A 13,866-nucleotide genomic window follows, 5' to 3' on the forward strand; every position below is an offset into this window, starting at 1 on the left:
ATGAAAAATATATTCAGAAAACTATCTTTATATTCAGTAGCTTTGGCTACTGTCTCTTTCGGCTCCTGTTCGCTGGAAGAGTATAATCCGGCAGGTTTTACAAAAGAAAATCTAGCCACTTCCATTGAAGGTTATGAAACCTTGATAAATCAGTGCTATTTCGCTATGGAACGGTACTTCTATGGAACAGACAGTTGGATGAGCCTGACGGAAGGGGATTCTGATCTTTGGACCTATCAAGCCAATCAGTCTACCAGTTATACTCAATGGTTTTGGTTCTTTGCCGGTGCAAGTGCCAACACAACCTATACAAACAATTGGTGGAATGGAACTTATGATGGAGTCGGTTCTTGTAACGAAGCCATTGCTTTAGCCGGCAACGCTCCTTACAAGACAGAAGCAGAACGCAATGCCAAAGTGGCGGAAGCCCGTTTCTTACGTGCCATCTATTACTTTAATGCTGTTGAACAGTTTGGCGGTGTGGTTATGTTGACAGAACCTGAAACAACAGTCAACTATACTCCCCAACGTACCGACCCTATGACCATTTATAAAGAAGTGATCATTCCCGACTTGGAGTTTGCCGCTGAATGGCTGACCGTAGGAACAGATGCCACCACCACTACTCCGACTAAAAAAGCCGCTTTAGGTTTCTTGGCAAAAGCTTGTCTGCAAACTTATGAATATGGTTCTGAAGAATATCTCCAAAAAGCGTTGGATACAGCAAAAGAACTAATAGCCGACTGCGAAGCAGGCGGTGGAAAGTATAACACGCACATGTATCCTACTTACGAGGAAGTTTTCAAAGAAGCTAACAACTGGGAAAACAAGGAAGCCTTGTGGAAGCATAGATGGTATGCCGGAGCAGACGGGCATGGTTCCAGTAATGGTAATTACAAGCTGAACAGAAATAACGAATATTTCTTATGCAATGTCAATAAATTCGGTGCACGCGAAGACAATCAAGAAACCCGTTTGACATGGGAAGGATGTATTTCAGGTATATTCATGCCGACACAACATCTCTTGAATCTTTATGTACAAAATGACGGTACGCTCGACCCTCGTTTCCACTCATCATTCACCACAGAATGGAACGCGAATAAAGACTATACATGGGATGCAAGTGCTGTGAACATGTACGACAAAGACGCTTCAGTGGTGGGGCAATCTCTGAAAAAAGGGGATCTGTCTATAAAGTTCATTATGCCGCAAGATGCAGAGTATACTCAAGAAAAAGCAAACAGACATACATCCGATTATTTATTGATAGCGTATGAAGATGTGTACAATGACGGAGAGCGTAATGTAAACATGCAATACAAAGGAACGGAAAATCAATTCAGATATTTCTATCCTTCTTTAAACAAACATAACAGCAGCCGTTATTACGTAGCTAACGCTTCCAAGAAACGTAATGGTAACCTGAATGCTACTTTCATGATGCGTATGGCTGAGGTTTATCTGATAGCAGCGGAAGCTGATATTTATGTAAACGGAGGTACTAATGCCATGGGATATATAAACAAGGTACGTACCCGTGCCGGAGCAACTCCATTAACAGGGACAGCGACAGTGCGTACAGTCCTTGATGAAAGAGGCCGTGAACTTTGTGGTGAATACTGCCGTTTCTATGACTTAAAACGCACCGGCATGTTTAAGAATAAAAACTATCTGGAAGAAACGCATCCTGATTTGGCACAGTTCTTCGATCCGAATTATGCATTACGCCCTATTTCAACAACATTTACCGCAACGATAACCAATGGTGCGGAATTTCAGAATCCGGGCTATTAAAGTTCAACGAATGAGGCTTCCTTGAAGGGGCTGGTTTTATAGAAAATAAAAAAGAAGGATTGTTTTCCATCAAGGGAACAATCCTTCTTTTGCAAACTATCAAAAAATGATATTAATAGCCATTAGTACCGTATTCAGCCGAGTTCTCAATCTGATTCAGGAATGTATATGAGATAGGACGTAAATAGTTCTTCTGGCTAAAGCTGACTGCTGCACGAGGATTATATTTAGGCAAGCGCGTTTCAAAAGCTTTATGACGTTTCAGCAAAGCCCAACGGGTAAACTCGCCACACAATTCACGAGCATATTCATCCAGCACATCGTCTTCAGTAGCAGTAGTCAATTTCATATTAGCTTCGAAATCAGCCTCGTTACGACAAGCACGCTTACGAAGGACATTCAAATATTCAGCCGCTTTTGCGCCATTACCCAAACGTTCTTCCGCTTCAGCCGCAATCAGATATACTTCAGCCATACGCATAATAAACATGTCGCCTGTCTTACACTGCAAATTACTTCCATAAAAACCTCCCTCGAAATTGAAATTAAACTTATTCAATGAAGGAAACAAGGTATAAGTATTTGTCTGCTGGGCATCAATGAATGTTTCCTTGTATTTACCATCCGCAGCAAACAAATCATCAATATTCACACAAATATATCCTCGTTTTGCTTTTTCAGCATCACTCAAATACTCTTTTGACAAATAAACGATAAAACGATCTTCATCCTCTGCTAATGGATAAGGATTCACATAAGGATTCTTCACTTTAACCAGTTTGTTTACATCACCTGAATACTCCCCTTTGGGCCATACACTGGCAACATATTGATTACCACCATTAGATCCCAGATTAATAGCATCAACATCGACATACGGATATATCTTCTTTCCTGCAAATTTAGCATCAATGCCATACTTAGCGCACAAATTTTCAGTTAATGTAATCGTTGCATTCTTATCATTGTATGTGCGCCATCCGGCCTGTACCATGGAGAACAGAGAAAAAGCCGTTGTGAATGAGTTTTCCCAACGTTTATCATAACGTGCGTCAAAACAATCCACTAAATACTTAGAAGGTGCATAAAAATTATTATTCACACGACCATAGAAGTAATTTTGCTTACTGCCCACAGGATAAATATCACTCAGTTTATTAGGATCACAGAAAGTGAAAGTAAATAATTTATTCGCTCCATACGAACCGTATGTAAAGGCATCAGTTCCTGCCTGAGGTCCTGAAGCTATAAACAAAGCTTCTTTATTGTTGCGGTTGTTACTTTGTGCCCATACATCTTCCACATCATCATACAAATATGCATTATAAGAAGACATGTTGGCAATCAAATCTTCTGCTACTTCTTTAGCACGCTGCCAATAAGAAACACCATTTTCACTCAAGCCTTCACCAGCTCCTTGCGCATAAGCTCTGGCTAACAAACCTAAAGCAGCTTTTTTTGTTACTCGTGCATAATTGCCGTCCATAGGAGTGGTATTCAAATCGGCAGCCGCTTCTTGCAAATCAGTTATAATAAGATTGTAAATCTCCTCCTGAGATGAACGAACGGGATTCATAATTTTAGTATCTGTTGATTCCGTAGTTACCAAAGTCACATTGCCGTAATTGGTAACAAGTACCAGATAATAATAAGCACGCAAGCATTTCGCTTCAGCGACTACCACTTTCAGCACATTCTTATCCCCTTCTGTTACATCTGCTGCACGATTTATTACTGCATTACAAGTATTAATACAAGTATAAGCCTGAGAGAATAGTTTGTCTGTAGCATTAGTACTGGTAGTCAGCCCCTCATAATAGAACAATTGCTGCAATGTTGTTTTATTATTCTGGGTAAGCCATATATCTGTACCTGTTTCTGCTACAGCCAAATAATCGGAAGCAGAAAACATTTGGTCATAAAGTGGAGAATAGCAATAAGTGCCCAAATTTTTCAACCCTTCTACAGTTTTCAACTCTCCTTCTCCAGATGTATCGCTAGGATTATATTCATCCAAAGAGCATGAGTACATAGCAGCTGCTGTGCAAATGGCCAAAGCCATATTATATAATGATCTTTTCATCTTTTTTTGTCTTTAATGTTTTTGTTAGAATGAAACATTCACACCAAATACCAGTTGCTTGGATAACGGATACTTCAAAGCACCATTCATTTCGGGATCATAATCTTTCAATAAATGACTTTTAGCAACGGTTAACGGGTTTGTAATAGTAGCATATAAACGGCATTTACTGATACCGGCATTCTTCAACAGACGTTCCGGGAAAGTATATCCTAATGTAATATTCTTTATCTTAAAGAAGGAACCATCCACATAGTTCAAACTACCATATCCTATATAACTTTTTGTTTCACGACTAGCATTCAATGCCGGAAAATCATTGGAAGGATTAGATTCTGTCCAATAGTTAAAATAAGTAGGGAAGTTACCCTTACCTGTTGAATCATACCAACCTAACATTTCATAATTAATCATCTGTCCCCAACGGAAATAAGCGTAAACTGTCAAGTCAAAATTCTTGTATGTGAATGAGTTCTGGAACCCCATTGTCCATTTGGGAGCATTATGGCCTAAGACTTGCGAATCAGCGTCACTGTAAGTATATCTGTTATCTTTGGTATAATAGATAACATCTCCATTCTTGTCAGTCAGTGGCTGACCATCATCCCCTACTTTATAGAACTTACCATCGGCTTCTTTAATCATTCCCGGTACATTAATTTTAATATCACCGGGGGCACAACCAAATGCTACCGCATCTGTTTCCTCACCTAGCTGCCACATACCATCAATCTTTGGAGCATAGAATGAATTTACAGGATAACCTATAGACAAGTAATAATCATCATTCTTAACATGGTCTGCCGTACCGCCAATCAATGATTTAACTTTCTCATTATTCAGAGTGAAAGTCAAAGCGGAGCTCCATGTGAATTCTTTATTCACAATATTACGTGTATTCAAGGTTAATTCCAAACCATGATTCTGTGTCTTTGCAATGTTCTTGCTCATATAATACAACTTAGAAGCATTGTATGCACCATTGACAACTGGTAAATTCTGCTTCCAAATTACACCATCCGTATTTGTTATATAATAATCAGCAGTTAAATCAATACGGTTATTGAAGAAAGATGCATCCAAACCAATATTCCAGTTGTGAGATCTTTCCCAAGTCAAATCAGCATTAGCTACGTTTTCTGAAAATTTATAGCTGTTTGTCTTATGACCGCCCAAACTATAATATCCGTCCAATTCTACAGTCGCAACAGAAGAATAGGGGTCAATAGATGCAGCACCAGTCACACCATAACCCAAACGAAGTTTCAAGTTATTCATCCAGTCACTAGTTCCCTGCATAAATTTCTCATCCGACATTCTCCATCCTAAAGATACAGCGGGGAAAGTACTCCATTTATTACCTTTTGCCAGTCTTGAAGACCCATCCTGACGAACAGATGCTGAGAATAAATACTTACCTAAATACGAATAATTGATACGTCCTACCAAGCCTAACCCTTTAGACATGGTATAATTGGAATAAACAATTCCTGTACCATCCATATTATGCCATAAATACGAATTATTCTTAATATTGTCCTGCTTCTGCCAAGACTTATCTGTTTGATTATGATCCCATGAAGTCACTGCTGTTACAGTAAATTCGTGTTCATTCTTGATATTAAAATTATAAGTGAAAATATTCTCCCATTTATAATTATAGTTTCTATTCTGATCAATCTGAGCATATACACTGGCAGAAGTTCCAGAAGCATTCGGACCATCTGATGCATAATATTGATATGAACCAATACCTTGGAAGTAATTCTTTTTATCGTATCCCAGACTGGCATTCAACCGTGACTGGATAGTCATTCCTTTAAAGGGACGAATCTCAATATAAGGATTCAAGAACAACTTGAAATTTTGATTGTTATCACGGTATACGCTCTTGTCTCGATTCAACAAAAGATTAATCGTATTTCCATCACCCGGAACCGGAGTAACATTGACACTTCCATCTTCATTGTAAACGGATCCCAAAGGAACAGATACCAATGAATTAATGAATCTGGAGTATGCTTTATTTCTATGTACATAGGATCCTTGCATATTCACACCCACACTCAACCATTTTTTTATTTCATGGTCAATACGCATATTGGTAGAATATACTTTATAATCATCTCCTGTAAATTGTCCCTGCTCATCAGAGAAATTTAAAGAGAAATATGCTTTTGTTTTTTCTGTACCTCCGGATACCGACAAACTGTAATTTTGTGTGACACCAGTCTGCAACAGTTCATCAGCCCAGTCTATATATTGTCCGTTCACATGCGCCTTATAAGCTTCGGGCGAAGAAAACAGCGCCTCATCTGTAGAATATGTTCCGGCAATTTGATTTGCTTCACGAAGTACATTGATATAACTGTCACCACTACGCATCTCTGGAACCGTAGCCCATCCGTTGAAACCAACATAGGCATTCAGATTGATATTAATCTTTCCCGCCTTACCACTTTTAGTTGTAATGATAACAACACCATTGGCACCTGCCGCACCATAAACAGCTGTAGAAGAGGCGTCTTTCAAAACTTCAATGGACTCAATATCATTAGGATTCAACGTAGAATAATCACCCGGCATACCATCAATAATAAACATCGGGTCACCACTAGCTGTAAATGAACGTGTTCCGCGCAATTGCAGTTTAGGTCCCTCACCCGGTTGTCCTGAAGCCTGAGTAATATCCAGTCCGGCAACACGTCCTTGAAGCGCCTGCATAGGATTGGTAGCAGGTGTCAAAGTAATATCCTCATTTTTAACAGAAGAAACAGCACCTGTCAAATCCCGTTTTTTAACCGCACCATAACCGATCACCACCACTTCATCCAGCGCCTGTGTATCCGGTTCCATCTTGATGGTGATCTGAGCGTTCTTGCCTACGACCACTTCCTGAGTCTTATACCCGATGTATGATACCTCAAGTATACCCTTGCCCGCAGGAACGTCCAAAACGAAGTTTCCATCGAAGTCGGTGATAGTTCCGACAGTACTTTGCCCTTTCACTATCACAGACACACCAATCATCGGCTCTCCTGTTTCATCTACGATTGTACCTTTGACTGTATGCGTTTGCAAAACAGACTGAACCGACTCACGATCCACCCTTTCACCAACATTTGCATACGAAAAAGCAGCCGGCATACACAATGCGGCTGACAGTCCCAAAACTATAGGAGTACGTCTGATGCCGTAACCCAAAGTCTGATTCGGACATTTCTTCATGTCTTTTCTCATTTTTCTATGGTTAACAATTAATTAATAATCCCTGTTATTTATCTCTAATGTAGTAAAAATACGCTGTTTTAGTTTTCTTTCTTCAGACAAAGTCATCACCTCCGCTGTTTCATCGGAAGCCAATAAGGCATCTTTGGCCTCTTCAAAGACTTTCAGCAGTTCTGCGTGCTCCTTTAAAAGCTTATCCCAATAAAAAGCCATTTCAGGAGCATCATCCAGAACATACTTGATAAAGTCGTCATCCTTCAAAAAGTCTTCCACCTTGCTATAATACACCTTTTTTGTATCCACGTTACAATCATTTTTCATTATGACGGACAGTGGCTTAAAGTTGTACTCACCTGAAAACTTAAAATATTATCCTACCAATTCCCTTAACCTTGTAATACCTCTATGCATCAAATTTCGTACCGATTGGTAATTCATATCCATAATGGTACAAATATCTTCGTATTTTCTCTCTTCTATATAATATAAGGTCAGCGCTTCACGTTGACGCGGAGACAACTGGGCCAACAAATGTTTTATCTTCTTATTTTCAAAACAACTTTTTTCCTTTTCCAGATATTTATGCTCTACATCATCACCTGCTACGGGATTCAGTTCCTCAACAGCCGTTTCCGACATGAACATCCGTCTGCGAAGCTCATCGCATAACTTGTTTTTCAAGGAAATGAGGAGGTATGATTTGAAGTTGTCAATGATACCCAGCTCGGCCTTCTTTGTATACAATTTTACAAAGACATCATGAATGCAGTCCTTCAACAATTCTTTGTCTGTAGTCAACTTACATCCATAATTAAACAGAAGATTGATATGCATATCGTATAATCTAGAAAACGCATTTACATCTCCCGACTGGAAAGCGGTTACCAAGCAAGCTGTCTTATCATTTAAGTTTTGTTCCATCACAGTATATTAATTATAGGTTGTTTTGATGATGGTGCAAAACTAGGGAGGATGCACTACTTTTTTAGGTAATATTTGATTATTGGACCGAAAAAACAGATAACCTGCTGAAAAACATATATGCTAAATATTACAGTTTTTCATTAAAAAGGAGAACCAAAACGACTCCGGTTCTCCTTCCATATACTAATTTCTATGAAACCAATAAATACAATCTTTGTCTTTATCCACTTTAAGCATATATACATCCTTAATATTCAGACGCTTACCAATCACCGTTATTACTCCGGTCTTCGGATCGACAGACTTCAATATGTATTTCCCGGGCGATAAATGAACAGGAATATCTGCTTCGGAATGGGAATAAATGATACTTCCGATACCAGATTTTACTAATTTCCGGTACTTATTTGTACCAGTATCCTCCACATCCATGGCAGCCGCATCATTTAAAAAGCCTTCATCGGCAACAGGAATTACGGGACAAGATCCACCGGCCATGAAGACCGCCCATGCCATATCCGGATAATTCTGCGCGTAGTAAGTAACCGCTTTTTCGGGGAATTTCTGACGATATTCACTCACCGCCCGATAAGCCTCATCGAAAGTAACCTTACCGACTTTCATTTTACGGGCATGCTGACGGGGAGCCAGGTTCTTTCCACCTTCGGGAGCATAAAGACCATCCACCTTATAATGCCAGTAACGGATATCAATGATGTCAACTAATTTCGCACGACGAACATCATTCAGAATCGCATCCTGAACATCCTTTGTCGTACTCAATGCCACAGTCGCTTTCTTACCGGTCTCCTTCTCCCACTCTCCTATCACATCCAGCCAGAACTGTACGAAATGCAACGGGCCGGTATATTCCGCACTGATCAGTTGCACCACATTGGCATCATCGGCAAAATTGTCCAGGCATTGACGGATATACTTTCTATGAAACTCACGGCGCACAGGATGGCTGATATCATAAAACATATCCGCTACAAAGATACGTTTGTCACCGGCAAAGGGCACCGGCTCCGGCATATCGGTCTGATTGATATTATTGACCGACCGCCAGGGAGAGTCCACCCAGTGTGCTCCCGCCTCCAAGATGTTATGCTGGAAGTAGTTCTCATGGAAAAGCAGCAGACCTTTCTCCGCCCCTTTCTCGGCAAACTGCTTCAAGCGGCTCCAGTACCATGCATTGGGACGGTTCAAATCATACTTGCTCAATCCTTCCCAAGCAGTGCCTTCCCCGCTACGGGCAAACGGCTGTTCATAGAAAGGCCCCCATGCATCTCCGTCACGACGGCGTACACGCTCATGGTCATCCCGGCGGCGTTCGTACCACAAACCGTAATTATGATCCAGTACCAGCAGCCGGTTCTTTACCATATAATTGACTGTAGAGTCAATCCTGTCCGTCAAGCCCAGTCCTTCGCGTCCCGGAACAAAACGGGTGATATGCGGTTTCGCTTTAGCGAGGTAGCTGGTTCTCAACTTGCCATTCCACCAGGGGACTTCCTGCCGTCCGCCTACCAGCAACCGGCCGTCCATCTGCATCCGTCCATTCATAATGGCAAACAGATGCTTCTCTTTTTCCTTCTGTACAGGTGTCTTAAACTTCAAGTCCTCCACAGATTTCAGTTTTCCGAAAGACACACAGGCGGTATAAGGCGCATCCTCAATCCATTTCCGCATGGTCAGGCGAGGAGTATACGCCTCTTTCGCCATCTTCATAGCCGCCTCTACGGTAGGGCTGCTGGTTGCATTCGTAGCCATGGGCAAAATACGTGCCTGGGCGGAACAGTCCTTATCCAAGCGCGCTGCCAACTGTGCATAAAACAAGCTACGGGGATGCACATGATTATTTGATTCCGCCCACTGGCCGTCGCCCGAGAACTGCGCCCAGCAACCGTATGCCCGGTTCACCGCATCCTTTGCCGGAGAAAAACATTCTATCCCGGCAGCCGTACATTGCCAGAAAAGGCTGTTGGCCGTATTCCAGCCGGCACCATTCTTGTCCTGTCCCAAATTCTTAAACACCAGATCATGGCCATCAATGTTTACCACGTCAAACAACAACCCACAGGCCCAGGAATCAATGGCACCGCTGAATCCCAACGACTCCTCCGAGTCACATTGTACAAAGGCATTAGGACCCGCCGCACAAAATCCGGCTGAGAAATCATGAATACCGTGCTTGGAGTAACAACGCTGGAAAAGCGTCTGCTGTCCCATGGTATAAAACGTAGTGCGGCGCATGCCGCCTGTCTCTGATACAGGTTCGGTAGAGATACAATCCTCCACGGTTGTTTTAGAACCGGTACGTTGTATGATGACAGCACTTCCTGCGAAATGCTTGAAGTTCACCCTGCGCACCCAACAGTTTTCGGCATTCTCTATAGACACCCCTGTCCAGCAATGATCCTCATCTTTAGGATACTTCTTATCATAGTCAGAAGCCAATGTCAGATTTTCCAGCCCCGCTTCCGCGATTCTTCCCGGCCAGCTATAACGCAGCACCTTAACAGTTCCCCACGCATTATCCAAAGCCATTGTCAAAGGAGCGTCCAGTGTCAGTTGGTTTCCATCCACCTGACTGACCGATCTGTCCCAAACCAAGTCCATCTCTCCTGCTTTCCAGCCCAAAGCGGAAATACCTCCGCCAAAAATATGGCAACCGATGGAGGCAATCCATTCCTTCGTGGCAGGGCGGAGAATCCGGATCCGTTCTCCGGAAGCCAACTGTACCTTATCGGTTACCTGAAAAGTACACGTATTTACCGGAACGTATGGGGTCAGCACATCCAATGTATCCGTAACAGACAGATCATTCCGTCCTTCCATATAAAGCAAAGCTCCCCGGTCCACTCCCTTTTTCAACAGCACAGTCTGCTCCTTGTCACTGCCACGCAGCACCACTCCCGACACGGAGATACGCAGACTCTCCTGCAAATCAAAGGTTCCTTTATCCAACAAGACCGCTCCACGGAACCCGTTTTTATCCGGAGCCAGTGAAGACACATAGTCAATGGCACGCTGGATACGGGAAGAGTTATCCCCGGACTGCCATGGCACAAAAACCACATTCGCTACATCAGGTATAGCCTGTTCCGAGTTACGGTAACCGCAGGAAGAATAATCAAGGATACGGTTTCCACGCTCATCAGTCACATAAGTCAGTTTATCCTCCTTTACCTGTAAAGGAAAGGTTTGCGCAGAAATCCGCGCAAACCCCAAACTTAAAATTCCAAACAATAATAACTTATAATTCATTTTACATCAAACTTTTACGTTTTGCCAATGTATCGTGATTGTTCTTTATATCCGTCCAATCCACTTTCTTAGCAGGATCTATGCCATTAATGTATTTCTCAATATTGGTATATCCGTCGCCATTACAATCTTTCACCGCATCACTCGGGTCATTAGGATTGAGTCCGTATTTTACCTCCCAAGCATCCGGCATACCGTCACCGTCCGTATCAACCACAGGCGTTCCTTTATATTCGGGCAAGCCACCCACCTGGCGAGGGTCTGTAATGATACCTTGTTTATAAGAGTCAACCGGAAGACGTCTTTTCACGTACGGGCTGGTAAATTCGGGAGCATTTTTCACATAAATGGCCTTTCCTGTCTTCACCGTCTTCATTACACGGACATCCACCGCATCCCGTTTGGGGAATGTGGCTCCGGCATTTTCCAGCACATAGTCATAAGCCTTGCGGGCGTCCATGATGGTCACATGAGGCATCGGGAACGGCTCGTCCACGCGGATCTGGTCTGTGAACTTGCCGGCATCCGGCATATTGTACACCTGTACCCCGCCATCCCAGTTGTTCTTTGTCACACGCGCATTTCCCTCTACCACATTACCTGTCACGTATGCTTTTCCGAATGTATCGGGTTTGCTCTTGTCACGGCTGGACTCAGGCTTCACAATGCGGTGAGCGATAGGTTTGTCCTTGGGGGTGATGGGTCCGGGCTTGAAATAGTTGTTGATGATGTTCAGACGGCTGGTCTCATCCCCTCCGTCCACCGAACGGTTCCACCAGTTAAAAGTCACGTTGTTCACCAGATTAAAATCTTCGTCCATACCGATGGAGCAGTTACGGCTGATATTCGATGCGAACAAGTTACGACAGAACATGCTGTTGTGTCCTCCGATGGTTGCTCCAAAAGCATGGTTATAACAGTCCAGCGCCTCGGAGAAGATGGAATTCTGAATGGTAATGTTCACGGTAGGAAGCTTCAGCCCATACCCGTCGGATGCCCGGTTGTACACATGACGGTAGAGCGACATATTCTCATCCAGCCCCCAGCTGGCCGAACAATGATCCATGATCACATTGCCCACACAGTTTCCTCCCAACGCATCATCCCGGAAGAACACATCCTGCTGGCCACGGCGGAAACGCATGTGGCGGATAATGATATCGTGCGTATCGAGCAAGAAAGAAGCTCCCGTCACACAAACTCCATCACCCGGAGCTGTCTGTCCCGCAATCGTGATATACGGAGCACGGACATTGATCGGTGTCTTCAGCCGGATCACGCCCGCCACATTGAACACCACAATACGCGCACCGCCCGTCTCACAAGCCTCACGCAACGTACCGGGACCACTGTCCTCCAATGAAGTCACCACAATCACTTTTCCGCCACGTCCGCCGGGAGTATAGGCGCCTCCCCCTTCCGCACCGGGGAATGCGGGTATATTACTCTTTATCAAATCCTCCGGTTTGGATGCCCACGGTTTATAAGGACGTCCTTGAGTCGCCTCGGACATGACCACAGGCAACGCTTTTGCCCATGCCTCATCCGATTTCCGGTCTATCTCCTCTTGTTGTTTTCCTCCTCTGATCTTTACCGAATCAGGGATGACAGGATACTGTGCCGCCACAGGCAACACACAGGCAGTCAATGCTGCCACTGCAAATAGTTTCTTTAGATTCATTTGATTGCTAAATTATTATTTTTTCTATAACTTCGTAACATATTATCATGCTTTTAACATGATTCAAACACATCTTGCGGATATTTCTACCTAAAAGACGGAACAGAATGCCCGTTGTACTCTCTATCCACACATAAAAAAGAGCCTGACACCGTTTTACCGGGCAAGCTCTTTCTCCTGATTTTTAATAAAAACTTATATCTTTCCTCCACGTGCCTTGATACGTTCATACCAAGCTTCGCGTTCTTTCTTCAAGTCATATCCGCGTTTGGCCAGATAGTTGTTAATACGGCCTTTGTATTTGCCGAAAGCCGCATGTTTCTTGTTCGAGTTCTCGGCATCGATGGCAAACTCACGCGCCTCTACCAGCCATGCCATAATCTGCGCCTTCTCCTCCTGGGTAAGCGTGGGAATCATATCCACATGAGAATTATAAGTCACCATCAGCACGCCATACGTCATCCCGTCCTTCACCGCATCTATTTGTTTGCCGTCCAGATAGAGCGACAAGGCAGCCGGAAACTCAAAATGACAGCGATACAGTGCCGCATCCTTCTCATCCTCTGCCGCTTTGACCGCCTCCTGCTTGGCATCACCGGTCAAGGTCTCTTTGGCCTGCTTCACTTTGGCGTCGCGCACCTCGTAGATGTCATTCAACTTAAAATAGCGGTTGGCAATGATATGTGTCACATGCTGCGCCATCTCCGCATCTTTCAGTTCCAACTTGTCCACAATCTTCTGCGAACGCTTTACAATAGATTCCACATAAGCAGGGTCACGACCCTCGCGATCCAGATCCACTGCTCCGGCGGTAAGAATTACCGCCATGAGCAACAGACACATTACACCTAACCTTTTCATACTCAAAAATCTTTCCTTCCTA

Annotated in this window: 8 protein-coding genes; 1 reads left to right on the plus strand and 7 read right to left on the minus strand. The window is 43.3% G+C overall.

The genetic code is table 11. The features are described 5' to 3' along the window. Positions 1-1,797, plus strand: a complete 1,797-nt coding sequence (locus tag ACYQ0C_RS13400) for a RagB/SusD family nutrient uptake outer membrane protein (RefSeq protein ID WP_016276097.1) — start codon at positions 1-3, stop codon at positions 1,795-1,797. Positions 1,798-1,909: 112 nt separating this feature from the next. On the opposite strand, the gene ACYQ0C_RS13405 is transcribed toward ACYQ0C_RS13400, so the two are convergent. From ACYQ0C_RS13405 to ACYQ0C_RS13435, 7 genes are all read right to left on the minus strand, one after another. After that, entirely contained in the window at positions 1,910-3,880 is a 1,971-nt protein-coding gene (locus ACYQ0C_RS13405) for a RagB/SusD family nutrient uptake outer membrane protein (protein ID WP_016276098.1), read from the minus strand. 24 nt (positions 3,881-3,904) lie between these two features. Further along, a complete protein-coding gene (locus tag ACYQ0C_RS13410; RefSeq protein ID WP_459976820.1) occupies positions 3,905-7,108 on the minus strand; it encodes a SusC/RagA family TonB-linked outer membrane protein in 3,204 nt (1,067 codons plus the stop codon). A gap of 33 nt (positions 7,109-7,141) precedes the next feature. Beyond that, positions 7,142-7,429 (minus strand): hypothetical protein, encoded by a 288-nt coding sequence (locus ACYQ0C_RS13415; protein ID WP_016276095.1) that lies wholly within the window; start codon positions 7,427-7,429, stop codon positions 7,142-7,144. Between the two features lie 48 nt (positions 7,430-7,477). Continuing rightward, positions 7,478-8,029 (minus strand): RNA polymerase sigma factor, encoded by a 552-nt coding sequence (locus ACYQ0C_RS13420; protein ID WP_016276094.1) that lies wholly within the window; start codon positions 8,027-8,029, stop codon positions 7,478-7,480. A 186-nt stretch (positions 8,030-8,215) separates the two neighbouring features. Then, a complete protein-coding gene (locus ACYQ0C_RS13425) occupies positions 8,216-11,302 on the minus strand; it encodes a DUF6298 domain-containing protein (RefSeq protein WP_016276093.1) in 3,087 nt (1,028 codons plus the stop codon). Between the two features lies 1 nt (position 11,303). Further along, complete coding sequence (locus tag ACYQ0C_RS13430; RefSeq protein WP_016276092.1) at positions 11,304-12,983, minus strand: thrombospondin type 3 repeat-containing protein; 1,680 nt, start codon at positions 12,981-12,983, stop codon at positions 11,304-11,306. A gap of 195 nt (positions 12,984-13,178) precedes the next feature. Next, positions 13,179-13,844, minus strand: coding sequence for a DUF3826 domain-containing protein (locus tag ACYQ0C_RS13435; RefSeq protein ID WP_025076620.1), 666 nt, complete (start codon positions 13,842-13,844; stop codon positions 13,179-13,181). Positions 13,845-13,866: the final 22 nt, after the last annotated feature.

This window comes from Phocaeicola sartorii JCM 17136 = DSM 21941 (assembly GCF_054653615.1).